The sequence below is a fragment of the Trabulsiella odontotermitis genome (assembly GCF_001188485.1).
Lineage (GTDB): Bacteria > Pseudomonadota > Gammaproteobacteria > Enterobacterales > Enterobacteriaceae > Trabulsiella > Trabulsiella odontotermitis_A.
Genome location: NZ_JNGH01000085.1, coordinates 62,643 through 88,668, shown reverse-complemented (window position 1 = coordinate 88,668; position 26,026 = coordinate 62,643). Strand labels below are relative to the sequence as shown.

The following is a 26,026-nucleotide window of genomic DNA, read 5'->3' as shown; positions in this document are numbered from 1 at the left end:
AGGGCGTGCGGTCAGTGCCAGCAAAAGTGATGCACGACCTGAGTGATTAATTCGCGGGTGGGTTTGATAAAACGCGTTTCGAGGTATTCATCCGGCTGATGCGCCTGATTGATGGAGCCAGGGCCGAGCACCAGCGTCGGACATCGGGTCTGAATAAACGGCGCTTCGGTACAATAGTTCACCACGTCGGTATGCGTACCGAGCAGCTCAGCTCCGACACCGTCAGCCTGCCCGGCCAGCGTTCGCTGACCGGTGCCAGCGCCTCATTCAACAAGCCGTTTAAATCGTCCAGCGTCATGCCCGGCAGCGGGCGGATATCCATATGCAGCTCACAGCAGGCACAAATACGGTTCGACGCATCACCGCCATGAATGGCACCGAGGTTGAGCGTCGGGTACGGTACCGTAAACGCTTCGTAGTGATAGCGTGATTTGAGATCGTCCCGCAGATGCAGAATGTGGCCGATGGCATCGTGCATCAGCTCAATGGCGTTCACCCCACGCGCCGGATCGCTGGAATGGCCAGACTGACCGAGCACGCGCACGGCGGTGGAAATATGGCCTTTATGGGCGCGAACCGGCTGCAGTGAAGTCGGCTCGCCAATAATGGCGCAGTCCGGGCGCAGCGCGGTGGTTTCGGCAAAATAGCGCGCCCCCGCCATGCTGGTTTCTTCATCAGCGGTAGCCAGAATGTAGAGCGGTTTTTTCAACTGCGTCACGTCAACGTCACGCAGGGCATCAAGAATAAAGGCAAAGAAGCCTTTCATGTCAGCGGTGCCGAGACCATAGAGCTTGTTGTCGTGTTCGGTCAGGGTAAAGGGATCGCGCGTCCAGCGTCCGTCGTCAAAAGGGACGGTATCCGTGTGTCCTGCGAGCAACAGTCCGCCAGCGCCGCTGCCGGTACTGGCCAGCAGGTTGAATTTATTGCGCGTTCCCGGCACCGGCTGCACCTCGACATTGAAGCCCAGAGAGGCAAACCAGTCGGCCAGCATATTGATTAAAGTCGCATTACTCTGATCGAGTGCTTCTTCGGTTGCGCTGATCGAGGGAGTGGCGATTAATGCGCGATAAATCTCGAGAAATGGCGGTAAATCGTTTTTCATTGTTGACACACCTCAGGTCATGATAGTATCAATATTCATGCAAAATTAGTGAATAAAAATACATTATCGTTGAGCTTAAAGGAACCCGATGTTGAATACGCTGATTGTAGGCGCCAGCGGTTATGCAGGTGCTGAGCTGGTGGGTTACATAAATCGTCATCCGCATATGAACATAACCGCTTTGACGGTCTCAGCGCAAAGCAATGATGCAGGAAAGTTAATATCTGATTTGCATCCCGCCCGCTCCAGCCGATGTCAGACATCAGCGAATTCAGCGGCGGCGTGGACGTGGTGTTTCTCGCCACGGCGCACGAAGTCAGCCACGATCTGGCGCCGCAGTTCCTGGCCGCCGGTTGTGTGGTGTTCGATCTCTCCGGAGCGTTTCGCGTCAANGCGCGAAAGCCGCTGATTGATGCCGGGGTGCTCAATCTCAATCAATGGCCGGTGATTAACGCCACCAGTGGCGTCAGCGGCGCGGGGCGTAAGGCCGCCATGTCCAACAGCTTCTGCGAAGTGAGCCTGCAGCCGTACGGCATCTTTACTCATCGCCATCATCCGGAAATCTCCACCCATTTGGGCGCTGAGGTGATTTTCACGCCGCATCTGGGTAACTTTAAGCGTGGGATCCTGGAAACCATTACCTGCCGTCGAGGGCCTGCCGTTCTGCGATATTGGCTTTGCGGTGGACGGCGAACATTTGATTATCGTGGCAGCGGAAGACAATCTGCTGAAAGGCGCAGCGGCTCAGGCGGTGCAATGCGCGAACATTCGTTTCGGCTACCCCGAAACGGCGTCTCTTCTTTAAGGTGTGATGATGATGAATCCTTTAATTATCAAACTCGGTGGTGTACTGCTGGATAGTGAAGAGGCGCTGGAGCGCCTGTTTACCGCGCTGGTTAATTATCGTGAATCTCATCAGCGCCCGCTGGTTATTGTTCACGGTGGCGGTTGTGTGGTCGATGAGCTGATGAAGCAGCTCAACCTGCCGGTGCAAAAGAAAAACGGCCTGCGCGTCACGCCAGCCGATCAGATCGATATCATTACCGGCGCGCTGGCGGGGACGGCAAACAAAACGTTGCTGGCGTGGGCGAAGAAGCACCACATTCCGTCTGTCGGCCTCTACCTTGGCGATGGCGACAGCGTAAAAGTGACCCAGCTCGACGAAGCGCTCGGTCATGTTGGACTGGCGCAGGCCGGTTCGCCTAAGCTGATTACCTCGCTGCTGGCGGGCGGTTTCCTGCCGGTGGTAAGTTCCATTGGCGTGACCGATGAAGGGCAACTGATGAACGTCAATGCCGATCAGGCGGCGACGGCGCTGGCGGCCACGCTGGGCGCGGATCTTATCCTGCTGTCGGACGTCAGCGGGATTCTGGACGGCAAAGGGCAACGCATCGCGGAAATGACCGCTGCCAAAGCGGAACAGCTGATTGACCAGGGCATCATCACCGACGGTATGATTGTCAAAGTCAACGCGGCGCTGGATGCGGCCCGCGCGCTTGGTCGCCCGGTGGATATCGCCTCATGGCGGCATGCGGATCAGCTCCCGGCGCTGTTTAACGGCACGCCGATTGGCACACGTATTCTGGCGTAATCCATTTACAGCCCGGTAAGCGCAGCACCACCGGGCAAAAATATCATTATTAAGGAAATTTGTTATGGCACTTTGGGGCGGGCGTTTTACTCAGGCAGCAGATCAACGGTTCAAACAGTTCAACGACTCTTTGCGCTTTGATTATCGCCTGGCGGAGCAGGATATCGTTGGCTCTGTGGCCTGGTCGAAAGCGCTGGTGACGGTAGGCGTGCTGACCGCCGACGAGCAGCAGCAGCTGGAAGCGGCGCTGAACGTGCTGCGGGAAGAGGTTCAGGCGAACCCGCAGCAAATCCTTGAAAGCGACGCGGAGGATATTCACAGCTGGGTGGAAGGGAAACTCATCGACAAAGTCGGTCAGCTGGGGAAAAAACTGCACACCGGTCGCAGCCGTAACGACCAGGTTGCTACCGATCTCAAACTGTGGTGCAAAGACACCATCGCCGAGCTGCTGACGGCGAACCGCCAGCTACAGAGCGCGCTGGTGGACACCGCGCAGAACAATCAGGACGCGGTGATGCCTGGATACACGCACCTGCAACGCGCCCAGCCGGTGACGTTTGCGCACTGGTGCCTGGCGTATGTTGAAATGCTGGCGCGTGACGAAAGCCGCCTGCAGGATGCGNCAGCTGGCCGGCTGGCTCGGCTTCGCGTCGGCCACCCGCAACAGCCTCGACAGCGTCTCCGATCGCGACCACGTGCTGGAACTGCTGTCTGACGCTTCCATCGGCATGGTGCATCTGTCGCGCTTTGCCGAAGATCTGATTTTCTTTAACTCTGGCGAAGCCGGGTTTGTTGAGCTGTCCGACCGCGTGACGTCGGGCTCGTCGCTGATGCCGCAGAAGAAAAACCCTGACGCGCTGGAGCTTATCCGTGGTAAATGCGGTCGCGTGCAGGGCGCGCTGACCGGCATGATGATGACCCTGAAAGGGCTGCCGCTGGCGTACAACAAAGACATGCAGGAAGACAAAGAGGGGCTGTTCGACGCGCTCGNNCCTGGCTCGACTGCCTGCATATGGCGGCGCTGGTGCTGGACGGCATTCAGGTGAAACGTCCGCGCTGTCAGGAAGCGGCGCAACAGGGTTATGCGAATGCCACCGAACTGGCCGATTACCTGGTGGCGAAAGGCGTTCCGTTCCGCGAGGCGCACCACATCGTGGGTGAAGCCGTGGTGGAAGCGATTGGTCAGGGCAAACCGCTGGAAGCGCTGGCGCTGGCGGATCTGCAAAAATTCAGCAGCGTGATTGGCGACGATGTTTACCCCATCCTGTCGCTGCAGTCCTGTCTCGACAAACGAGCGGCCAAAGGCGGCGTCTCACCGACGCAGGTGGCGCAGGCAATTGCCGACGCCAAAGCGCGTCTGCTCTGAGCGCCAGGCAAAAAAAAAGCGGACCACGGGGTCCGCAAAAGTTCACGTTGGCTTTAGTTATTGAGAGAAACTCTCTGAACGGGCGGTGGCTTCAAGGGTTAACGAGATACCGCTTCGTTTCTGGGTGTATTATTGAACAGAAAGCTTGATAGGGATAATCGTTCATTGCTATGCTACCTATCGCCATGAACTATCATGGCGATGGAGGATGAATAATGAATATTCGTGATCTTGAATACCTGGTAGCGTTAGCCGAACACCGTCATTTCCGCCGTGCTGCAGATTCCTGCCACGTAAGCCAGCCCACCCTGAGCGGGCAGATTCGTAAGCTGGAAGATGAGCTGGGTGTGATGCTGCTGGAACGCACCAGCCGTAAAGTGCTGTTCACCCAGGCCGGTTTGCTGCTGGTGGATCAGGCGCGGACTGTGCTGCGTGAGGTCAAAGTGCTCAAGGAGATGGCGAGCCAGCAGGGAGAAACCATGTCCGGGCCGTTGCATATTGGCCTGATACCTACCGTCGGTCCCTATCTGTTGCCGCATATTATCCCGATGCTGCACCAGACGTTCCCGAAGCTCGAAATGTACCTCCACGAAGCGCAAACGCATCAGCTGCTGGCGCAGCTGGACAGCGGTAAGCTTGACTGCGCGATCCTGGCGCTGGTGAAAGAGAGCGAAGCGTTTATTGAAGTGCCGCTGTTTGATGAGCCGATGCTGCTGGCGATCTACGAAGATCACCCGTGGGCGAATCGCGATCGTGTTGCCATGTCCGATCTGGCTGGTGAAAAGTTGTTGATGCTGGAAGACGGGCACTGCCTGCGCGATCAGGCGATGGGTTTCTGCTTTGAAGCGGGTGCTGACGAAGACACGCATTTCCGCGCGACCAGTCTGGAAACGCTGCGCAACATGGTGGCTGCCGGTAGCGGAATCACGCTGCTCCCTGCGCTGGCCGTGCCACAGGAACGTAAACGCGACGGCGTGATTTATCTGCCGTGCATTAAGCCGGAACCGAAACGTACGATTGGTCTGGTCTACCGTCCGGGATCACCGCTGCGCAGCCGCTATGAGCAGCTGGCAGAGGCCATCCGTGGATCGATGGATGGCCATTTCGATAAACCGTTAAAAGAGGCGGTTTAAGCCGTTCAGCGCCGCTACCCGATAGGCTTCCGCCATGGTCGGGTAGTTGAAGGTGGTGTTAACGAAGTACTCAATGGTGTTGCCACCACCTTTCTGCTCCATAATCGCCTGACCGATGTGAATAATCTCGGCCGCGCGCTCGCCAAAGCAGTGAATGCCCAGAATCTCTTTCGTGTCACGGTGGAAGAGAATTTTTAGCGTCCCGACGTTCATCCCCACAATTTGCGCTCGTGCCAGGTGCTTAAACTGCGCGCGTCCCACTTCGTACGGCACTTTCATCGCCGTCAGCTGCTGTTCGGTTTTGCCGACCAAGCTGATTTCCGGAATGGTGTAGATGCCGGTAGGGATATCTTCCACCAGATGCGCAGAGGCTTCGCCTTTGATCATCGCCTGTGCGGCAATGCGGCCCTGATCGTACGCCGCCGAGGCCAGGCTCGGGTAGCCAATCACGTCGCCCACCGCGTAGATGTGCGGCAGCGCAGTCTGGTACATGCTGTTGACTTTCAGCTGGCCGCGGTTGTCCGCTTCCAGACCGATGTTTTCCAGCGCCAGCGAGTCGGTATTACCGGTGCGTCCGTTGGCGTACAGCAGGCAGTCGGCTTTCAGCTTCTTGCCGGATTTCAGGTGCATGATGACGCCGTCATCCGTCCCTTCAATTCTCTCGTACTCTTCGTTGTGGCGAATCACCACGCCACTGTTCCAGAAGTGATAAGAGAGGGAATCCGACATCTCCTGATCGAGAAACGCCAGCAGACGGTCGCGGGTGTTGATCAGATCCACTTTTACGCTCATGCCGCGGAAGATCGACGCATATTCGCAGCCAATCACCCCGGCACCGTAAATAATCACGTGGCGCGGTTCGTGGTGCATCGACAGGATTGAGTCGCTGTCATACACGCGCGGATGGGAAAAATCGACATCGTTCGGGTGATACGGGCGTGACCCGCAGGCGATAACAAATTTCTCTGCGGTGATCGTTTCGACGGAGCCGTCGTGGCACTCGAGCGCCAGGGTGTGTTCGTCAATGAAATGGGCGTTGCCCTGCAAAATTTCGCAGTGGTTGCGCTCATAAAAACCTTGCCGCATCCGGGTTTGCTGATTAATAACGCTGTCGGCGTGGTTCAGGATATCGGCAAACGAGGAGCGGAGAAGTCGGGAGTGATCGCTGTAAAGAGGATTCTGGTTAAATTCGATGATGCGGCTGACTGCGTGTCGCAGCGCTTTCGACGGGATAGTCCCCCAGTGAGTACAACCGCCGCCGACGTTATGATAACGCTCAATAACGGCGACACGGGCTCCCTGCTTCACCAGACCCATTGCAGCGCCTTCGCCGCCGGGGCCGGAACCTATCACAATTGCATCATAATCGTAGGAGTGTGGCATGGTAAGGCTTACCTGTTCTTATACATAAAAGCAACAGAATAATAACATCATCAGCGCGATAACCCAATTATCGTTGTGCTTTTTTGCATCGCGAAAGCACAATCGGCGCGTAAACAATCATTCACAAAGCAGTACAAATCACGTAGCGTTATTCTCTGGTATAGTGCCAGCAGGGCCTTTGGAAGGATTCAGACATCGTGATGGGCGTAAGAGCGCAACAAAAAGAGAAAACCCGGCGTTCGTTAGTCGAAGCCGCATTTAGTCAGTTAAGCGCTGAGCGTAGTTTCGCAAGCCTTAGCCTGCGCGAAGTCGCGCGCGAGGCAGGGATCGCGCCAACCTCCTTCTATCGCCATTTCCGCGACGTGGACGAGCTTGGCTTAACGATGGTCGATGAGAGCGGTCTGATGCTGCGCCAGCTGATGCGTCAGGCGCGTCAGCGTATCGCCAAAGGCGGCAGCGTGATCCGCACGTCAGTCTCCACCTTTATGGAGTTTATTAGTAACAACCCTAACGCCTTCCGCTTACTGTTGCGTGAACGTTCCGGCACTTCGCCAGCGTTTCGTGCCGCCGTTGCGCGTGAAATTCAGCACTTTATTGCGGAACTCGCGGACTATCTGGAAATCGAAAACCATATGCCGCGCGCCTTTACTGAAGCACAGGCCGAAGCGATGGTTACCATCGTGTTCAGCGCAGGCGCGGAGGCACTGGACGTTGGCGCGGAACAGCGTCGGCAATTAGAAGAGCGACTGGTTTTACAGCTGCGGATGATCTCCAAAGGCGCGTATTACTGGTATCGCCGGGAGCAGGAAAAGAGTTCACAACATTCCGACCAGGTGAAGGACAAGTAATGAAACAGTCAGTGCAGGATAAAGGTACGCTCTTGCTGGCCCTGGTGGCTGGCTTATCGATCAACGGCACGTTCTCTGCGGTTTTCAGTTCCATTGTGCCGTTCTCCATCTTCCCGATCATTTCGCTGCTGCTGGCGGCTTACTGCCTGCATCAGCGCTACCAGAACCGCACCATGCCGGTGGGGCTGCCAGGTCTGGCGGCGGCCTTTTTTATTCTTGGCGTACTGCTTTACAGCACCGTCGTACGCGCAGAGTACCCGGACATCGGCTCTAACTTCCTGCCCGCCGTGCTGTCGGTGGTCATGGTGTTCTGGATTGGTTTCCGTCTGCGCAGCCGCAAAGACGACATCACCGAGTAAGATGAGAACCCCTCGCCATGCTGCCGGGGGTTTTTGTTGGCATGCTTTATGCTCAATGGTTATAGCAAATCTTTTTTTATTCTTTAATCATTGGATCGCTTTCTGGCAGGCTGGTTTCATCACAACACAGCATAAGAGAGCGGGCGATGAAAAAGTGGCATTTGGGCTTAACGCTTTTGCTGGTCTCTACCAGCATTCTGGCAAAGGATATTCAATTATTAAACGTGTCGTACGATCCGACGCGCGAACTGTACGAGCAATACAACAAAGCATTTAGCGCGCACTGGAAACAAGAAACCGGCGATAACGTCGTGATTCGCCAGTCGCACGGCGGCTCGGGCAAACAGGCAACGTCAGTGATCAATGGCCTTGAGGCAGACGTCGTTACCCTCGCGCTGGCCTATGATGTTGATGCCATTGCCGAACGCGGCCGCATCGATAAAAACTGGATTAAACGTCTGCCGGATAACTCTGCGCCGTACACCTCCACCATCGTTTTCCTGGTGCGTAAAGGCAACCCGAAACAGATCCACGACTGGAACGATTTGATTAAACCGGGCGTGTCGATCATCACCCCGAACCCGAAAAGCTCCGGCGGCGCGCGCTGGAACTACCTGGCGGCCTGGGGCTACGCGCTGCACCATAACAATGGCGATCAGGCAAAAGCGCAGGAATTCGTGAAGGCGCTGTTTAAAAACGTCGAAGTGCTGGATTCCGGTGCCCGTGGCGCAACCAACACCTTCGTGGAACGCGGCATTGGCGATGTGCTGATTGCCTGGGAAAACGAAGCGCTGCTGGCCACCAACGAACTGGGTAAAGACAAGTTTGAAATCGTCACCCCGAGCGAGTCGATTCTGGCTGAGCCGACCGTCTCTGTCGTCGACAAAGTCGCTGAGAAAAAAGGCACGCAGGCGGTGGCGGAAGCCTACCTGAAATACCTCTACTCGCCGGAAGGCCAGGAGATCGCCGCGAAGAACTTCTACCGTCCGCGTGACCCGGCGATAGCGAAAAAATATGACAGCGCATTCCCGAAACTGAAGCTGTTTACCATTGATGAAGAGTTCGGCGGCTGGACGAAGGCGCAAAAAGAGCACTTCTCTAACGGCGGCACGTTCGACCAGATCAGCAAGCGTTAAATACGAAAAAAGTATGCGGCCCTTCGGGGCCGTTTTTATTTGGTCATCATTATGCTGTACTCTTCCGGTTCGTATTCAACCAGGGAAAGCACAATGAGAAGTGTACGACGTATCATTCTGGCGCTGGTGATCATCGTGGTGGTCGTCGCCGCTGGTGGCTGGTTCTGGCTGCAATCCGGTAATCCTGACGCGCTGCGTGACAAAGTGTTAGGCGAGTGTGTGCCGAAGGCGCAACAGCACCAGCCGACCGCACCTTGCGACGAGGTGAATTTACAGGGCGGTTATGTCCTCTTCAAAGATCGCAACGGTCCGTTGCAGTACCTGCTGATGCCCACCTACCGTATCAACGGCACCGAAAGCCCGCTGCTGCTCGACCCGCAAACGCCGAACTTTTTCTGGCAGGCGTGGCAGGGGCGCAATCTGCTGAGCAAGCGCCATGGCGCACCGGTGCCGGATGAGGCCGTCTCGCTGGCGATTAACTCGCGCGTCGGTCGGACGCAGAACCATTTTCATACGAACAGCTTAATGGCGATATGGCGGCCATCAGCACGCGCTGGCTGCCGCTGCCGGGTGGGTTGATGGGCCATGAATATCTGGCGCGCCGGGTGACGGAAAGCGAGCTGGTGCAGCGCAGCCCGTTCCTGATGCTGGCGGAAGAGGTGCCGGAAGCGCGCGACCATATGGGGCGCTTTGCGCTGGCGATGGCGCAGCAGAGCGACGGTTCGTTTGTGCTGCTGGCGACCGAGCGTAATCTGCTGACCCTGAACCTGGCGTCTTCAGAAGAAATTCAGGATCATCAATGCGATATTCTGCAATAACCCACTAACTCTGGCATTTACCTGCTTCTCCTGTCGTCGTATTCTTGCTGAAAAAAACGACAGGAGACAGGCATGTCCTGGCTTTCGCATCCTCTGTTTCTCCCATCACTGATTGTCGGCGTCACCATTGTGTTATGGGCGTCGTCGCTGTTGCCGGAATTCATCACCGNGTTATCCATGAAAATCCCCGCGCCTGGTACGGACTGGCGCTGGCCGTGGGCTTCGGTACGTTCCAGCTTTCCGCCACCATTCTGCCTGCTAACGTGCCGAATCTGGTGATGAGCGGGGCGGCGGAAGGCTCTTATGGGATCCATCTCAACTACGTTCCCTATCTGCTGCTGCATACGCCGGTGCTGGGCTGGCTGAAAGGTCTGATTCTGATTGGCCTGATCTGCTGGCTGTTTCCCGGCAAGCCNNCCCCCCCCGCCTGGACTGGCCTTGCCGCCGCCTGTGTGACGCTGCTGCCGCGCATCGGGTTTATCAGCGGGGAAGAGTTTTCGACCGGCGTTAACATCCGCACCTGTATTTACGTCGCCGGGATCCTCGGGCTTGCCATTATTGTCACGCAAACCGGCATTGGCGACGCGGTGGGCGATGCGTTGCTGAAGGTGATGCCGCTCGATCCGCAGCGTCCGTTTGTCAGCTTCCTGGCGTTGACTGGCATTACCACGGCACTGAACTTTATCATGACGGCCAACGGTGTCCCGGCGCTGTATACGACGTTTGCGCAGAGCTTTTCNNGGTTTCCCGCTGCTCAGCGTGATCATGATTCAGGTGCTGGGATATTCCACGCCGCTGCTGCCTTATCAGGCGTCGCCGATTGTGGTGGCGATGGGATTAGGGAAAGTGCCGGCGCGGGCGGGTATGATGCTGTGTCTGGCGCTGGCGTTAGCGAGCTATCTGGTGCTGCTGCCGCTGGATTATTTGTGGTTCAGGGTATTAGGTCAGTTGTAAAAAAGCCCGGTGGCGCTGGCGCTTACCGGGCCTACGAGTTTGTAGGGCGGGTAAGCGAAGCGCCACCCGCCACAACAGAATTACTTCTGTTTTGCCGCTTCTGCTGCTTTAACGATCACCGCGAAAGCGTCCGCTTTCAGGGATGCGCCGCCAACCAGTGCGCCGTCGATGTCCGGCTGGGTGAACAGCTCAGCCGCGTTAGACGCGTTAACAGAACCGCCGTACTGGATGATGACCTGCTGAGCGATTTTCGCGTCAGCTTTCGCAATGTGGTCACGGATGAATTTGTGAACCGCCTGCGCCTGCGCCGGGGTGGCAGATTTGCCGGTACCGATCGCCCATACTGGCTCGTAGGCGATAACCACGCCTTCGAACGCGGAAGCGCCCTGGGTTTTCAGTACAGCGTCAATCTGACGTGCGCAGACTTCTTCGGTTTTGCCCGCTTCGTTTTCCGCTTCGGTTTCACCGATGCACAGTACCGGCACCAGACCCTGCTCTTTCAGCACGGCAAATTTCTTCGCGATGAACTCGTCGGATTCTTTGTGATAGGTACGACGCTCAGAGTGGCCGATGATGATGTATTTCGCGCCGATATCTTTCAGCATTTCAGCGGAAGTTTCACCGGTGAATGCGCCGGACAGGTTAACGTCAACGTTCTGCGCGCCCAGGATGATGTGGCTGCCCGCAGCGGCCTGTTTCGCCAGATCAAGGTACATTTCTGGCGGAGCGATAGCTACGTCANGTGTGGCGCCTGCCGTTCAGTTTCCAGTTACCCATCACTAAAGGATGTCGCATTTCAATTCTCCACGCTACAAAAGCGAATTAAGGAATATGGCCACCCGTCAGGGCAGCATGGTCTGTGAAACAGTATAGAGATTGATGGCTCCGATGGCTTTGCTTTTTATCATTTATTGTTGCTCTCAAGAGCCTCAGATAGCGCCAGCTTAATCGGTTCAACAGCGAAGGTCAGCCCTTTTTCACCGTTATCTGCGACAACATAGCGGATCGCGCCTTCCGCGGCGGCGTAATAGTGTTTGCCTTTGCCGAGCGTCAGCAGTTTTTGCAGCTTTTGCAGACTTTGGGGTTTGGTCAGTGCCGGGGTAAAGGTGCGGATGATCGCCGCCATGTATTCAAGCGCTTTATCTCTGGCTGCCTTTTTTTCCGGCCCCTGAATCGGTAGCCAGGTGACCTGCATCGATTTAATTTTCAGTGTGCCGCGTTCAAGGGCGGTGGAAGCGTACAGGTTTTCGTTAATTTTGGTGGCGGCGCGGGTCAGGTTGAGCTGGTCGCGACTGCCGCCAATCGAACGGAATTCATTAAGTGCGAGAGTGGGATTATCGGCGTTGAATTTTTCCCGGAACTGGCTGATGGAGAGATCAAACGTGGGTGCGCCCGGCAGCAGGTAGGGCGCCGTCGTGGTTGCAGGTGCATCGGCCGACAACGCGCGATAGCTCGCCGTCGTGACGGCGAGCGCTAACAAAAACAACGATATCCACTTTTTCATCTTACCATCCTCGGAATCTCTTGCTGACGATTAAAACGGGAAGCGTCCGGCTTGTCAAAAAGAGACGTTACCAGGGTAAACTACGCGCCACGACAGAATAAGGAATGGGAAATGACCCTACAGCAGTGGCTTTTTTCGATTAAGGGGCGTATCGGGCGCCGTGATTTCTGGATCTGGATAGGCATCTGGATCCTGGCGATGATTGTGCTGTTTACCCTCGCCGGTAGCAACTGGCTGAATCTGCAGACCGCCGCCTTCGCGCTCGTCTGCCTGTTATGGCCAACGGCGGCCGTCACCGTAAAACGGCTGCATGATCGCGGAAAATCCGGGCTGTGGGCGTTGCTGATGATCCTCGCCTGGATGCTGCTCGCCGGAAACTGGGTGATGCTACCCGGCGTCTGGCAGTGGGGCGTGGGCCGTTTCATTCCGACGCTGATTATCGTGATGATGCTGATTGACCTGGGCGCGTTTGTCGGCACCCAGGGCGAGAATAAATACGGTAAAGAGACGCAGGATGTGAAATACCGCTGATCACCAGTAGTGTTCGGCGGTCATATGGCCCGGACGGCGGCGCAAATGTTTGGTCATCTGCCGGGTATCTTTCAGTAATTGCTGGGTANGGCCCGCCCGCCGCTTCCAGTTCGCCGTTATCAATCAACGCCGGGACGCGTCCGGTCAGCGAACCGGCAATCGTTTCGCGACTCACCACCGTCTGGATCCGCAGCTTCCCTTCGTAGCGTTTTTGCAGTTCGAGCATCAGTGGCAGATAGCTTAAATCGGCGGCGTAACGCACCGCATGGACCAGCACCAGGTTTTTAAAGCGGTCGAGGCCGTTGCCGTCCTGCAGAATGGAGAGATAAGGGCCAAGCGCGGTGCCGGTCGCCAGCATCCACAACGTCTCGCAGTCGGGCACTTCGTTGAGGACAAAGAAACCGGAAGCTTCGCTGACCAGCTGGAGTTCGTCGCCGGGTTTCAGCGCGGCCAGNAACGGTAACCAGATAAAACTCGAGATCGGGACTGGCGGGCGCATTGACGTAGGAATAGGCGCGCTGGACGCGCTCGCCATCAATTTCCAGCCCCAGTTTGGTGAACTGCCCGGCAGTAAACGGCTGAACAGGCGCATGAACGGTAAGACTAAACAACGCGTCGGTCCAGTACTCCACCTTCGTCACTTTGCCAGTAACCCAGTCCGCCATAATCTTCTCCTGTTCTGAAGCGATACCTTATCTTCGTCACTCAGGGCGCAGATTTCCAGCCCCGCAGGGCCGGAAAGCTCAATCAGACAAATGGCTTACAGGATGTGGCGCTGCACGTCCGGGTCTTTGCGATCGAGGTAATGAATCGACTGGATGCGGCGAATCGTCCGCGATTTACCGCGGATCAGCAGGGTTTCGGTGGTCGCCATGTTGCCCTTGCGGGTGATGCCGTCCAGCAGATCGCCTTTGGTGATGCCGGTGGCGGAGAAAATCACGTTGTCGTTGCGCGCCATGTCGTCGAGCCGCAGCACCTGATTTGCTTCGATGCCCATCGCTTTGCAGCGTGCCAGCTCGTTTTCGCCGATCCGACGGTTCTCTTCACTGTCGCCCTTAACGTCATGACGAGGCAGCAGACGACCGTGCATATCGCCGTCGAGCGCGCGGATCACCGCCGCAGACACCACGCCTTCCGGCGCACCGCCGATGCCGTACAGCACGTCCACTTCGCTGTCCGGCATGCAGGTGAGAATCGAGGCGGCCACGTCGCCATCAGGAATGGCAAACACACGCACGCCTAACTGCTGCATAAAGGCGATCACCGCATCGTGGCGCGGCTTTGCCAGAATGGTCACGGTAAGCTCGCTGAGCGGCTTGTTGAGCGCGGCGGCGACGTTACGCAGGTTATCCGCCAGCGGCAGGTTGAGGTCGATAGCGCCTTTCGCGCCGGGACCGACGATCAGCTTTTCCATATACATGTCCGGCGCGTTCAGGAAGGTGCCTTTATCGCCCACCGCCAGCACTGCCAGCGCGTTCGCCTGACCCATCGCGGTCATACGGGTGCCTTCAATCGGATCGACAGCGATATCTACGGCATCGCCCTTGCCGGTACCCACTTTCTCACCGATGTAAAGCATTGGCGCTTCGTCGATCTCGCCTTCGCCAATCACGATGGTGCCGTCGATATTGACCTGGTTCAGCATGATGCGCATGGCGTTGACCGCCGCGCCGTCCGCCGTGTTCTTATCACCACGGCCCAGCCACTTATAGCCCGCCAGGGCGGCAGCTTCGGTGACACGCGAAAATTCGATGGCAAGTTCTCGTTTCATAACAAACTCTTCAGGAAAAAAATGGGCGAAGCCACCCCAATAAGGGCAGCTACGCGTTGGAATAGCGTTCCGTTTCCGGCATCCAGCGTTCGATCAGTGCCTGCGCCTGCGCCGGATAACGTTCATGAATATGGCGTGCGATGCGCTGAACGTCGGGGATTAGACCCTGATCGCGCAGCAAGTCGGCGACTTTAAATTCCGCATTGCCGGTCTGGCGCGTGCCGAGCAGTTCGCCGGGGCCGCGAATTTCCAGGTCTTTTTGCGCGATCACGAAACCATCATTGCTGTCGCGCAGCACCTGCAACCGTTTTTGCGCGGTTTTTGACAGTGGTGATTTGTAGAGCAGCACGCAGTGGGAAGCGACCGCGCCGCGCCCGACGCGCCCGCGCAGCTGATGGAGTTGCGCGAGACCCAGCCGCTCCGGGTTTTCAATGATCATCAGGCTGGCGTTGGGGACATCCACACCCACTTCAATGACCGTCGTTGCCACTAACAGTTGCAGGTCGCCCTGCTTAAACGCCAGCATCACGTCCTGCTTCTCGGCAGGCTTCATACGACCGTGCACAAGGCCGATTTTCAGTTCTGGCAGCGCCAGTTTGAGCTCTTCCCAGGTGGCTTCCGCCGCCTGCGCTTCCAGCAGTTCCGACTCTTCAATCAGTGTACAGACCCAGTATGCCTGACGCCCTTCAGCCGTACCGGCATGGCGTACGCGGTCAATAATTTCGTTGCGCCGGGTATCCGGGATGGCGACCGTCGACACCGGCGTACGCCCAGGCGGCAGTTCGTCGATGACCGAGGTGTCGAGATCGGCGTAGGCGGTCATCGCCAGGGTGCGCGGGATCGGCGTTGCGGTCATGATCAGCTGATGCGGGTGAAAACCCTGTTGTTGACCTTTTTCCCACAGCGCCAGCCGCTGATGCACGCCGAAACGGTGCTGTTCGTCGATGATCACCAACGCCAGCCCGTTAAACTGCACCTGCTCCTGAAAAATAGCATGGGTGCCGACAATCATCTGCACCTGGCCGAGGGCGATGGCTTCCTGTTGCGCCTGGCGCGCTTTCCCTTTCTGTTTGCCCGCCAGCCAGCCGACTTCAATGCCCAGCGGGGCAAACCAGTTGCGGAAGTTGTTGGCGTGCTGCTCTGCGAGCAGCTCCGTCGGTGCCATCAGCGCCACCTGATTGCCGTGAGCAATCGCCCGCAGCGCGGCCAGCGCGGCAACCAGCGTTTTACCGGAGCCGACATCGCCCTGCACCAGGCGCATCATCGGCACATCCAGCGCCATATCACGTTCGATTTCCGCGACCACGCGTTCCTGTGCGCCGGTCGGTTTAAACGGCAGCGCGGCCAGCAGCTGATTTTTCAAATCGTCTTTCGCGCTGAGTGGTTGGGCGTGGTAGCGCTGCGCGCCCGCACGAAGCGCCAGCATGCTCAGGTTGTGCGCCAGCAGCTCTTCGAGAATCAAACGCCGCTGCGCCGGNNGTTGCCCGGTTTCGAGGTCACTGAGTTGCATTGTCGGCGGCGGGCGATGCAGCGTACGCAGCGCCTCAGGTAGGCTCATCATCCCTTGCGCCAGATCCGGCGGCAGCAGTTCGGTAATGGCACAGGTGTCGAGCAGATCGAGCGCCTGGTCGGTGAGCTTGCGCAGCGTCGCCTGCTTAATGCCTTCGGTCGTCGGATATACCGGCGTCAGCGTTTCCTGCAGCTCCGGCGTGCTGAGATCGCCCTGTACGCGGTATTCCGGGTGGATCATTTCCGCGCCGTATTTGCCGCGTTTGGCTTCACCGTAGGCCAGCACGCGACGCCCGGTCGCAAGGCTGTTTTTCATCGCCGCGTTGAAGTTGAAAAAACGCATGGTGAGAATGCCGGTGCCGTCGCTGATCTGGCAGGTCATCATCCGACGGCCACCAAAGGAGACGTTGCAGTTCAGCACTTCGCCCTCCACGGTCGCGTAAACGCCGGGGAGCAGGTCGTTAATCGGGTAAAGTTGGGTGCGGTCTTCGTAGCGCAGCGGCAGATGCAGGAGCAAATCCTGCACGGTATGCAGTCCGATTTTTGCGAGCTTGCTGGTCTGCGCCGCGCCAACGCCGGTGAGCGAACTCAGCGGAACGGCATCCAGCAGACGGCCGCCCATGGCTTATCTCGCCGCCTGCATGGTGGCCCACCACGCCGCATCGGCTTCGATTTCGCCGGACGCATTTACATGGGGGTAAGGCAATTTTTTACGCTTCGCCACGCGTGCCAGCACCGGGTAACCGCCTTCGAACAACAAACGCTGCTGTTCCGCTTCCGGCAGGGTGCTGTTTTCGCGCTCGTACATACCGGCGTTTTGCCGCTGGCGTTGCGCTTCGTAGAGGATCAAGGCTGAGGCGACGGAGACGTTCAGCGACTGCACCATGCCGATCATCGGAATAATGATGTCCTGGTCTGCCAGCGCTAACGCTTCCTGAGTGATGCCGGTTTTCTCCTGACCCATCAGAATGCAGGTCGGGCGGGTGTAATCGATGTCGCGAAAATCGACGGCTTTATCAGAAAGATGCGTCGCCAGCACCTGCATGCCGCGCGCTTTCAGGTGCGTAACGGCTTCGCCAATCGTCGGGTGCGTTTTTACACTGACCCAGCTGTTGCTGCCCGCCGCTGTCGATGCCATGGTGCGCATGCGGTTACCAGGCCAGATGGCATGCACTTCATGCACGCCAACCGCATCGGCGGTGCGAACGATTGCGGAAACATTATGTGGTTTGTGGACCTGCTCCATGCAGACGGTCAGGTCGGGCTGACGCCTGGCGAGCATTTCACAAATGCGCTCATAACGTTTCTGATTCATGTTTCTAGTTTCGGTTACGGGTGACTTTAATCACGTCCGGCATCACGCGGATTTTACGCATGATATTCGCCAGATGGACGCGATCGCGGGCGGTCAGGCGAATAAATGCGCTGTACACGCGGCCGTCTTTCTCTTCCGTATTCAGGCTCTGAATATTGGACGTCGCGGTGTTGATCGCCGCCGTCAGGTTTGCCAGCGCACCCTGATGGTTGAACATATCCACTTTAATTTCGGTGATGAATTCCTGCTCGGTCTCTTTATCCCTCTCTTTACCCCCCCCCCCCGCCATAAACTTCTCAGGCTCTTTCTGATAACCACGGATGTTACGGCAGGATTCATGGTGGATCACCAGCCCTTTACCCGGGCTGACGTGGGCGATGATCGGATCGCCTGGAATCGGACGACAACACTTGGCGAAGGTGATCAGCGCGCGCCTGCCGCTGCGTCGCCCTGCAGCAGGTTTTTCGCGACCACAACGCTCATCGCGTTTCCGAGGCCAATTTCCGCCAGCAGATCGTCAAGACCGGCCAGTTTCATGCGGTCGAGCTCGCGTTGAATGCTCTCATGCGGGATTTCCGCCAGCTTGCGGCTACCACCTAACGCGTGGTTAAGCAGGCGACGGCCAAGGCTCACGGAATCATCACGCTTGAGGTTTTTCAGCAACTGGCGAATTTTCGCGCGCGCTTTCGAACTCACCACAAAGTTCAGCCAGGCAGCGTTAGGACGCGCGCCAGGGGCGGTGATGATTTCCACAGTTTGGCCGCTGGAAAGCGACTGCGATAGCGGGTAAGGCTGGCGATCGACGCGTGCGCCAACGCAGGCGTGGCCGATATCAGTATGCACCGCGTAGGCGAAGTCGACCGGCGTGGCGCCTGCCGGTAATTCGACAATGCGGCCTTCCGGCGTGAAAACATAAATCTCATCCGGGAAGAGATCAGATTTAACGCTCTCGATAAATTCAAACGAACTACCGGCGCTTTGCTGCAGCTCCAGCAGGCTCTGCATCCAGCGCTGGGCGCGGATTTGCGCGGTAGTGCTGGTCTCGCCGTGCTCTTTATAAGCCCAGTGCGCCGCAACCCCCATCTCCGCCATCTGATCCATATCTTCGGTACGAATCTGCACCTCAACCGGCACCCCATGCGGACCAATCATTGAGGTGTGCAAAGACTGATAGCCGTTCGCTTTCGGAATGGCAATATAGTCTTTCACCCGCCCCGGGCGCGGTTTGTACAGGCTGTGCATCTGGCCGAGAACACGGTAGCAGGTGTCCGGGTCATGTACGATCACGCGGAAGGCGTAGATATCCATGATCGAATGAAAACGCTGCTCTTTCAGCACCATTTTGCAGTAGATCGAGTACAGATGCTTCTCACGACCACTCACGCGACAGGGAATGCCTGCCTCTTGCAAACGCCCTTCGATTTCAGAGAGGATTTTTTGGATCATCTCTTTACGGTTGCCACGTGCGGCTTTCACCACCTCTTTAATTACGCGATAGCGGTTCGGGTACAGCGCTTCAAAACCCAGCTCTTCCAGCTCGGTTTTAATGTGATGAATACCTAAACGGTGCGCCAGCGGGCTATAAATTTCGAGGGTTTCACGGGCGATGCGGCGACGTTTGTCCGGGCGTAGGGAGCCCAGGGTGCGCATGTTATGGGTGCGGTCAGCGAGTTTGATGAGAATGACGCGGATGTCCTGCACCATCGCCATAATCATCTTGCGAAAGTTTTCGGCCTGCGCCTCTTTCTTATCGCGGAATTTGAGCTTATCAAGTTTCGACACCCCTTCCACCAGTTCGGCAACGCTTTTGCCAAACAGCTGTTCCATGTCCTGGTAGGTGGCGGGGGTATCTTCAATCACGTCATGCAGCAGGGCAGCCATCAGCGTTTCGTAGTCGAGTTTCATCTCGGCCAGGATACAGGCTACCGCCACCGGGTGCGTGATATAGGGTTCACCGCTTGAACGTGTCTGGCCCTCGTGAGCGTCACGTGCAACGAGATACGCCTGCTGAAGACGCTTGATTTGATCTTCAGGCAGGTAAGTTTGAATCAGCTGATTCAGGCTTTCAAACAGATACAAGGGCGACCCGCAGGTTTAATTAACGACGACCTTCAGCAATGGCGGTAACGGCCTGCAGTTCTGCGGCTTCCTGCTCTTGCTGCTCCTGGCGCTCACGTACGTCGAGGATCTGGTTGTTAATCAGGCCTTCTTCGATTTCGCGCAGCGCGATAACGGTGGTTTTATCGTTTTCTTCCGGTACCAGCGGATCTTTACCGCCTACCTGCATCTGACGAGCGCGACGCGCGGCGACCAGTACCAGGTCAAAACGGTTACCAATTTTCTCTACAGCGTCCTGAACAGTTACGCGTGCCATACTTAAAATGCTCCACAGGTGAAGAAATGACTGGGCATGATACTGAAAGTGGGTTCAGTCTGCCAATAGTTTGCTGATTAAAGCGTCATGTCGCTGCTTTTGGCGGCTCATGCGCAGACGTTCAGCGCGAATGATGGTTTTCAGATCGCCCAACGCGGTGTCGAAATCATCGTTCACAATAAGGTAATCATATTCCGCGTAATGGCTCATTTCTGCAACTGCTTGCGCCATACGTTTCGCGATCACCTCTTCGCTATCCTGACCGCGCCCACGCAACCGGCGATCCAGCTCCTCTTTCGAGGGCGGCAGAATAAATATACTGCGCGCGTTGGGCATTTTCTGACGAATTTGCAGTGCGCCTTGCCAGTCGATATCCAGGAAGACGTCCACGCCAGAGGCTAATACCTGCTCGATGGTTTCACGAGAGGTGCCGTAATAGTTACCAAAAACTTCTGCGTGCTCAAGAAACGCGTCTTTGCCAATCATATGACGGAATTCATCATGATTGATGAAGAAATAATGTTCGCCGTGCACTTCACCCGGACGCGGCGCGCGCGTGGTATGTGAAACAGAAACCTGGGTGTCGTACAACGGTTGGGTTTTTAACAGCGCCTGAATCAGGCTGGATTTACCCGCGCCACTGGGGGCAGAAACAATATATAGCGTGCCTTGAGCCATGAGAGTCTTTTGTATGTGGTTATCGAGAGAAGTCTACATACGAGCCTATTATACACGCCGCGCTCGGGTGACGTAGCTTTTGTCACACTTTTTACGGCAGTTAATTGCATTTTGCGAGCCGTTTTCCCGAATTCATGGTGAGTTACTGCAACAACGCGAAAACCCTGGAATTCGCTACGCAACGTTCAACATCACGCGTCGCCATAAAACAAATCAAGGCGTTAAATCCGCAGAGTTGCCTGGAAGGGAGGTGAAACGATGGCGAAATGGGGATGGTTGCTGGTGTTTATGGTCTGCGGTTCGGTGAGCGCGGCATGTCCTGTCTGGTCGACCGCACGGGCTGATGAAGAAATCGCGCGGCTGAGCGAGCAGATAACACAGTGGAACGACGCGTACTGGACGCAGGGANTGTGAAAAAGCTCCCGGATGCCGCAGCGCTGTCTGGCTGGATGAAGGGCAAATCTGATTTATGGCTCCAGCCAAAAGTCGATGGCGTTGCCGTGACGCTGGTCTATCGCGAGGGCAAACTGGCTCAGGCGATCAGCCGGGGAGACGGGCTCAAAGGTGAAGACTGGACGGCGCGCGTCCGGCTTATTCCTGCCGTTCCACAAACCGTGAGTGGAGCGCTGGCAAACAGCGTGTTGCAGGGCGAACTGTTTTTACGGCGCGNNCCAGAGCGAAAGTGGCTGGTGCGATGATGCGTAAGAGCACGCCGGAATCGCTGCAGGCGCTGTCGTTGTTCGTCTGGGCGTGGCCGGATGGCCCAAAAAGTATGTCTCAACGACTGGCGCTGTTGCGTGACGCCGGTTTTGACTGGGTTTTTCAGTATTCGTTGCCCGCTACCACGGCTATGCAGGTTGAAGCGCAGCGCGCTCGCTGGTTTAACTCGCCGCTGCCGTTTGTGACTGACGGGGTCGTGGTGAGGGAGGCGTCGGAGCCGTCAGGCAAGCACTGGTTACCGGGACAGGAGCGCTGGATTGTGGCCTGGAAATATCCGCCTGTGGCGCAGGTTGCAGAGGTCAAAGCGGTCAACTTTGCCGTAGGGCGCACCGGGAAAATTGCCGTCGTTGCACAACTCGACCCCATCCAGCTGGATGATAAGCGCGTGCAGCGGGTAAACATTGGCTCAGTGAATCGCTGGCAGCAACTGGATCTCGCGCCGGGCGATCAGGTGCAGGTTAGTCTTGCCGGGCAAGGTATCCCACGGATTGACAGCGTGGTCTGGCGCAGCGCCGAACGCCACAAGCCAGAGCCGCCTGCCGGGCGCTTCACGCCGTTAACCTGTTATTTTTCAAGCCCCGAGTGCGAAGCGCAGTTTCTGTCGCGGCTGGTCTGGAGCAGTTCGTCACAGGCGCTGGACATCGACGGCATTGGCGCGGCGACCTGGCAGACGTTGCACCGCACTCATCATTTCAGTCATCTCTTTTCCTGGCTGGTACTGACGCAGGAGCAGCTACAGGCCACGCCGGGGTTAGGCACTGGCCGAGGATTGCAGCTGTGGCACCGCTTTAACCTGGCGCGGAATCAGCCTTTCAGGCGCTGGATTACGGCGATGGGGATCCCGCTCAGTCAGGAAACCCTGAACAGCATTGCCGGTGTGAACTGGCAACAATTGCTGGCGAAAAGTGAAGCGGAGTGGCAAGCGTTGCCCGGCACCGGGGCACAACGGGCAACGCGAATCCGGCAATGGCTTAACAGCGACGCGGTAAGCCTGCTCGCAAAATGGCTGAGCGAGCAGAAGATCGACGGATTTTCTGTTCAGTGAGCGTTGTGCTTGTAGTCAAACACGGGCAAGCCCAGCTTCAGGCGCAGCGCCAGCAGGCGCGCAGTGAAACCGAACAGCAGTGTCGAAATCACCACCACGTCGTGGCTACTGACGTAATGTTGCAGCGCGATGTACAGCACTGCAGAGGCAAACGAAATGCCCGCATACAGCTCTTTTTGAAACACTAGCGGGATGCGTTTGCAGAACATGTCGCGCAGTACGCCGCCAAACACGCCAGTAACCACTGCGGCGATAGTGGCGATAACCGGGCCTTCACCCATATCCAGCGCAATTTGCGCGCCGATAATGGAAAACACCACCAGGCCCAGCGCGTCCAGTACCAGAAAAAGGCGGCGAAGATGGGGCATGACAGGAGCGAAAATAGTCGTTAACACAGCGGCGGTGGCGACAATGATGACGTATTCGGGGTGCTTCACCCAACCCAGCGGGTAATGTCCCAGCAGGATATCGCGAACGGAGCCTCCACCAAGGGCGGTGGCAGTAGCAATAATCATGACACCAAAGGTATCCATGCGACGACGACCCGCGGCCAGCGCCCCGGTCATCGCTTCCGCGGTGATACCGATTAAATAAAGTATATGTAGCAGCATGCTTGCTCCCGTCAACGATGGCGGCAGCTTAGCGGTTTGCGCGCGCGATCACGATTGAGATTTTCTCACGCGACGCGTTTCGGATAAGTATTTCTAATGTATTTTGTCGAGGGGTTTAGTGCTGAAGTTAAAAAGTCCGCAATGATGCGGACTTAGAGATGATGATTTATGTTCTGAACGTACCTGAATCTTACTCGATATTCTGAATTTGCTCGCGCATTTGCTCGATCAGCACTTTCAGCTCGATGGCGGAGTTGGTGACTTCCGCATTGATAGATTTTGACGCCAGGGTGTTCGATTCGCGGTTGAATTCCTGCATCATGAAGTCGAGACGGCGACCGACCGCTTCTTTTTTCTTCAGGATGTTATAGGTTTCTTTTACGTGCGCTTCCAGGCGATCGAGCTCTTCGGCAACGTCGATACGCTGTGCCATTAGCACCAGTTCCTGCTCCAGACGGTTGTTTTCCAGCTGCACTTCCGCCTCTTCCAGCTTCGCTACCAGGCGGTCGCGCTGCCACTGCAGGATTTCCGGCATATGACCGCGGACTTTGCTGACTTCGGTGCTTACGCCTTCCAGTCGCTGTTCGATCAGCGCTTTCAACGCCTGACCTTCGGTTTCGCGGGCGACAATGAAATCATCCAGCGCGCCGTCCAGCGCCTTGAGGATTTCTGCGGCGATAGCGTCCAGATCCTGTTCCTGAGCGGCCATCACGCCCGGCCAGCGCAGAATATCGACCGGATCGATTTCGCCTTCATCGCTCTGCATTTTGACCCAGTTCGCGGCGCTGACCAGCTGTTTAGCCAGTTTTTCGTTGAGGATCAATTCCCCTTGCGCGCTGGCGTCAGGTTCAAAACGCAGGTTACATTCGATTTTTCCGCGCGTCAGGCGGGCACGGATGCGTTCACGCACCACCGGCTCAAGGCTGCGGAATTGTTCCGGCAGACGAAAATAGGTTTCCAGATAACGTTGGTTTACCGAGCGCAGTTCCCACGCGGCAGTGCCCCACTCACCCTTGATTTCACGCCGGGCATAGGCGGTCATACTGCGGATCATAGACGTTCCCGTTTTTTGTCGGAGAGATGGGGGGATTATAGCTTTCCGGGACCGCACGGGATAGGAATAAGCGCGTTTAATCCGTATAATGCGCAGCCACATTCGTTTCACGCCGGAGAAAACATCATGCGTCCAGCAGGTCGTAGCGCTCATCAGGTGCGCCCCGTAACCCTGACCCGTAACTATACAAAACACGCTGAAGGCTCCGTGCTTGTCGAATTTGGCGACACCAAAGTGCTGTGTACTGCCTCAATCGAAGAAGGCGTTCCGCGTTTCCTGAAAGGCCAGGGGCAAGGCTGGATCACCGCCGAATACGGCATGCTGCCGCGTGCGACCCATACCCGTAACGCCCGCGAAGCCGCAAAAGGCAAGCAGGGTGGCCGCACCATGGAAATACAGCGACTGATCGCCCGTGCGCTGCGTGCGGCGGTGGATCTGAAAACGCTTGGTGAATTCACCATTACCCTCGACTGTGACGTAATTCAGGCCGATGGCGGCACCCGTACCGCGTCGATTACCGGTGCCTGCGTGGCGCTGGCGGATGCGCTGAATAAACTGGTGGTGGCAGGTAAACTCAAAACCAACCCGATGAAAGGGATGGTCGCTGCGGTGTCTGTCGGGATTGTGGATGGCGAAGCCGTCTGCGATCTGGAGTATGTTGAAGATTCCGCCGCTGAAACCGACATGAACGTGGTGATGACCGAAGACGGGCGCATCATTGAGGTGCAGGGCACGGCCGAAGGTGAGCCGTTCACTCACGAAGAACTTCTCACCTTGCTGGCGCTGGCCAGAGGGGGAATTGAATCCATTGTAGCGACGCAGAAAGCGGCGTTAGAAAATTGATTTCAGGGCGACGTAGTCGCCCTTTTTTTTGTCTGTTATTAAGTGAGATGAGGAGCGAATCCATGAAATCCTATCAGCGTCAGTTTATTGAATTTGCGCTTGGCAAGCAGGTACTGAAGTTTGGCGAATTTACGCTGAAATCCGGGCGTAAGAGCCCTTATTTCTTCAACGCCGGGCTGTTTAATACCGGGCGCGATCTGGCACTGTTAGGCCGTTTCTATGCAGAAGCGTTAGTGGATTCCGGCATTGATTTTGACCTGCTGTTTGGGCCGGCATACAAAGGGATCCCTATTGCGACCACCACCGCCGTTGCGCTGGCGGAGCATCACGACCGTGACTATCCGTATTGCTTTAACCGTAAAGAAGCCAAAGATCACGGCGAAGGCGGAAACCTGGTTGGCAGCCCGTTGCAGGGCCGCGTTATGCTGGTGGATGATGTGATTACAGCGGGAACGGCGATCCGTGAATCCATGGAAATTATTCAGGCCAACGGCGCAACGCTGGCTGGCGTGTTAATTTCGCTGGACCGTCAGGAACGCGGTCGCGGTGATATTTCTGCGATTCAGGAAGTCGAGCGCGATTACGGTTGCGGCGTGATTTCCATCATCACGTTGAAAGATCTGATTGCATATCTGGAAGAGAAGCCTGAAATGGCGGAACATCTGGCGGCGGTGCGGGCGTATCGCGAAGCGTTTGGGGTGTAAGTCGAACAGAGCTGCCCGGTGGCAAGTGCTTACCGGGCCAGTATTTACTGCAGTTGTGCGGCGAGGAGCGGCCAGCGGGCGTCAAAGTCATCCGTCGGGCGATATTTAAATTCGCTGCGCACAAAACGTGAGAGCATCCCTTCGCAAAACGCCAACAGCTGGCTGGCCAGCAGCGTTTCGTCAGTCTGATACCCTTCACCTTCACGCATTTTCTTTTCTCTTAACACCTGACGCAGTTGCGCTTCAATGCGTTCGAAAAGCTGATTAATTCTGCCCTGCAGCCTGTCCTGTTCAAACATCAGCGCGTGACCGGTGAGAATACGGGTGAGTCCCGGGTTGCGTTCACCAAAGCCAAGCACCAGCAGCACGATAAGACGCACGCGCGCGGCAGTGTCTTTCTCGTCTTTCATGATCAGGTTAATGCGGGTTGTCAGGGTGTCTTCGATAAACTCAATGAGGCTATCGAACATGCGGGTTTTGCTGGGAAAATGACGATACAACGCCGCTTCGGAAACCCCGACGGAAGCCGCCAGTTTTGCGGTGGTGATGCGTTGACTGCCATCGCTGGATTCCAGCATGAGCGCCAGAGACTGAAGTATTTCTTCGCGACGGTTCCTTTTCGCAGTTTGTTTTTCTGCCATGTTCTAAAATACCCCTGAAAAATAAACAATTACCGG

18 protein-coding genes and 10 pseudogenes are annotated in these 26,026 nt (G+C 56.6%); 14 read left to right on the top strand and 14 right to left on the bottom strand.

Annotated elements, in window-relative coordinates; all coding sequences use genetic code 11:
- Positions 1 to 11 precede the first annotated feature (11 nt).
- A pseudogene (gene argE, locus GM30_RS11455) lies at positions 12 to 1,102 on the bottom strand (acetylornithine deacetylase).
- Positions 1,103 to 1,190: 88 nt separating this feature from the next.
- Here argE and GM30_RS11450 point away from each other — a divergent pair.
- From GM30_RS11450 to oxyR, 5 genes and pseudogenes are all read left to right on the top strand, one after another.
- A pseudogene (locus tag GM30_RS11450) lies at positions 1,191 to 1,690 on the top strand (Asd/ArgC dimerization domain-containing protein); the annotation flags it as partial.
- Positions 1,691 to 1,754: 64 nt separating this feature from the next.
- A pseudogene (locus tag GM30_RS27925) lies at positions 1,755 to 1,907 on the top strand (N-acetyl-gamma-glutamyl-phosphate reductase); the annotation flags it as partial.
- A 9-nt stretch (positions 1,908 to 1,916) separates the two neighbouring features.
- Positions 1,917 to 2,693 carry an acetylglutamate kinase gene (gene argB / locus GM30_RS11445; RefSeq protein ID WP_124965765.1) on the top strand — a complete coding sequence of 259 codons (777 nt, stop codon included), beginning with the start codon at positions 1,917 to 1,919 and terminating at the stop codon, positions 2,691 to 2,693.
- Positions 2,694 to 2,757: 64 nt separating this feature from the next.
- Positions 2,758 to 4,059: pseudogene (gene argH, locus GM30_RS11440) on the top strand (argininosuccinate lyase).
- Between the two features lie 215 nt (positions 4,060 to 4,274).
- On the top strand, positions 4,275 to 5,192 hold the full coding sequence (gene oxyR / locus GM30_RS11435) for a DNA-binding transcriptional regulator OxyR (protein ID WP_049848722.1): 918 nt from the start codon (positions 4,275 to 4,277) through the stop codon (positions 5,190 to 5,192).
- Here oxyR and sthA read toward each other — a convergent pair.
- Entirely contained in the window at positions 5,175 to 6,575 is a 1,401-nt protein-coding gene (gene sthA / locus GM30_RS11430; RefSeq protein ID WP_049848721.1) for a Si-specific NAD(P)(+) transhydrogenase, read from the bottom strand. The genes oxyR and sthA overlap by 18 nt on opposite strands.
- A gap of 197 nt (positions 6,576 to 6,772) precedes the next feature.
- Between sthA and fabR the strand changes: the two genes are divergently transcribed.
- From fabR to GM30_RS11405, 5 genes and pseudogenes are all read left to right on the top strand, one after another.
- Positions 6,773 to 7,423: an HTH-type transcriptional repressor FabR gene (gene fabR, locus GM30_RS11425; protein WP_049848720.1), complete on the top strand. Its 651-nt coding sequence runs from the start codon at positions 6,773 to 6,775 to the stop codon at positions 7,421 to 7,423.
- Complete coding sequence (locus tag GM30_RS11420) at positions 7,423 to 7,782, top strand: YijD family membrane protein (RefSeq protein WP_049848719.1); 360 nt, start codon at positions 7,423 to 7,425, stop codon at positions 7,780 to 7,782. Before fabR ends, GM30_RS11420 begins: the two co-directional genes overlap by 1 nt.
- A 146-nt stretch (positions 7,783 to 7,928) precedes the next feature.
- On the top strand, positions 7,929 to 8,918 hold the full coding sequence (locus GM30_RS11415) for a sulfate ABC transporter substrate-binding protein (RefSeq protein ID WP_049848718.1): 990 nt from the start codon (positions 7,929 to 7,931) through the stop codon (positions 8,916 to 8,918).
- A gap of 93 nt (positions 8,919 to 9,011) precedes the next feature.
- Positions 9,012 to 9,736 (top strand): annotated as a pseudogene (locus GM30_RS11410) (CDP-diacylglycerol diphosphatase).
- 72 nt (positions 9,737 to 9,808) lie between these two features.
- A pseudogene (locus tag GM30_RS11405) lies at positions 9,809 to 10,690 on the top strand (SLC13 family permease).
- A gap of 80 nt (positions 10,691 to 10,770) precedes the next feature.
- Here the strand turns inward: GM30_RS11405 and tpiA are convergent.
- Positions 10,771 to 11,485 (bottom strand): annotated as a pseudogene (gene tpiA / locus GM30_RS11400) (triose-phosphate isomerase).
- Between the two features lie 109 nt (positions 11,486 to 11,594).
- Positions 11,595 to 12,194 carry a DUF1454 family protein gene (locus tag GM30_RS11395; RefSeq protein ID WP_049848717.1) on the bottom strand — a complete coding sequence of 200 codons (600 nt, stop codon included), beginning with the start codon at positions 12,192 to 12,194 and terminating at the stop codon, positions 11,595 to 11,597.
- Positions 12,195 to 12,305: 111 nt separating this feature from the next.
- Here GM30_RS11395 and GM30_RS11390 point away from each other — a divergent pair, with 111 nt between their 5' ends.
- Positions 12,306 to 12,725, top strand: a complete 420-nt coding sequence (locus GM30_RS11390) for a DUF805 domain-containing protein (RefSeq protein WP_049848716.1) — start codon at positions 12,306 to 12,308, stop codon at positions 12,723 to 12,725.
- Here GM30_RS11390 and GM30_RS11385 read toward each other — a convergent pair.
- The 7 genes and pseudogenes from GM30_RS11385 to gmk all read right to left on the bottom strand — a co-directional run bounded on the left by GM30_RS11385 (position 12,726) and on the right by gmk (position 20,372).
- Positions 12,726 to 13,390 (bottom strand): annotated as a pseudogene (locus tag GM30_RS11385) (ferredoxin--NADP(+) reductase).
- A gap of 95 nt (positions 13,391 to 13,485) precedes the next feature.
- The gene (gene glpX, locus GM30_RS11380; protein ID WP_049848714.1) at positions 13,486 to 14,496 is read right to left on the bottom strand and encodes a class II fructose-bisphosphatase; all 1,011 of its coding nucleotides are present in this window, start codon (positions 14,494 to 14,496) and stop codon (positions 13,486 to 13,488) included.
- A gap of 49 nt (positions 14,497 to 14,545) precedes the next feature.
- The gene (recG, locus tag GM30_RS11375; RefSeq protein ID WP_049848713.1) at positions 14,546 to 16,627 is read right to left on the bottom strand and encodes an ATP-dependent DNA helicase RecG; all 2,082 of its coding nucleotides are present in this window, start codon (positions 16,625 to 16,627) and stop codon (positions 14,546 to 14,548) included.
- Between the two features lie 3 nt (positions 16,628 to 16,630).
- Entirely contained in the window at positions 16,631 to 17,320 is a 690-nt protein-coding gene (gene trmH / locus GM30_RS11370) for a tRNA (guanosine(18)-2'-O)-methyltransferase TrmH (RefSeq protein WP_049848712.1), read from the bottom strand.
- A 4-nt stretch (positions 17,321 to 17,324) separates the two neighbouring features.
- A pseudogene (gene spoT / locus GM30_RS11365) lies at positions 17,325 to 19,399 on the bottom strand (bifunctional GTP diphosphokinase/guanosine-3',5'-bis pyrophosphate 3'-pyrophosphohydrolase).
- Positions 19,400 to 19,418: 19 nt separating this feature from the next.
- Positions 19,419 to 19,694, bottom strand: coding sequence for a DNA-directed RNA polymerase subunit omega (gene rpoZ / locus GM30_RS11360; protein WP_000135058.1), 276 nt, complete (start codon positions 19,692 to 19,694; stop codon positions 19,419 to 19,421).
- 54 nt (positions 19,695 to 19,748) lie between these two features.
- Entirely contained in the window at positions 19,749 to 20,372 is a 624-nt protein-coding gene (gene gmk, locus GM30_RS11355) for a guanylate kinase (RefSeq protein WP_049848711.1), read from the bottom strand.
- A 258-nt stretch (positions 20,373 to 20,630) separates the two neighbouring features.
- On the opposite strand from gmk, the pseudogene ligB reads away from it, so the two are divergent.
- Positions 20,631 to 22,137, top strand: a pseudogene (ligB, locus tag GM30_RS11350) (NAD-dependent DNA ligase LigB).
- Here the strand turns inward: ligB and GM30_RS11345 are convergent.
- Both GM30_RS11345 and GM30_RS11340 read right to left on the bottom strand, forming a co-directional pair.
- The gene (locus tag GM30_RS11345; protein ID WP_049848710.1) at positions 22,131 to 22,748 is read right to left on the bottom strand and encodes a trimeric intracellular cation channel family protein; all 618 of its coding nucleotides are present in this window, start codon (positions 22,746 to 22,748) and stop codon (positions 22,131 to 22,133) included. The pseudogene ligB and the gene GM30_RS11345 overlap by 7 nt on opposite strands.
- 190 nt (positions 22,749 to 22,938) lie before the next feature.
- Positions 22,939 to 23,802, bottom strand: a complete 864-nt coding sequence (locus GM30_RS11340) for a YicC/YloC family endoribonuclease (protein WP_049848709.1) — start codon at positions 23,800 to 23,802, stop codon at positions 22,939 to 22,941.
- A gap of 126 nt (positions 23,803 to 23,928) precedes the next feature.
- On the opposite strand from GM30_RS11340, the gene rph reads away from it, so the two are divergent.
- The gene (rph, locus tag GM30_RS11335; RefSeq protein ID WP_049848708.1) at positions 23,929 to 24,645 is read left to right on the top strand and encodes a ribonuclease PH; all 717 of its coding nucleotides are present in this window, start codon (positions 23,929 to 23,931) and stop codon (positions 24,643 to 24,645) included.
- A 62-nt stretch (positions 24,646 to 24,707) separates the two neighbouring features.
- Entirely contained in the window at positions 24,708 to 25,349 is a 642-nt protein-coding gene (gene pyrE / locus GM30_RS11330) for an orotate phosphoribosyltransferase (protein WP_049848707.1), read from the top strand.
- Positions 25,350 to 25,393: 44 nt separating this feature from the next.
- Here pyrE and slmA read toward each other — a convergent pair whose 3' ends face one another.
- The gene (slmA, locus tag GM30_RS11325) at positions 25,394 to 25,990 is read right to left on the bottom strand and encodes a nucleoid occlusion factor SlmA (protein WP_049848706.1); all 597 of its coding nucleotides are present in this window, start codon (positions 25,988 to 25,990) and stop codon (positions 25,394 to 25,396) included.
- Positions 25,991 to 26,026: the final 36 nt, after the last annotated feature.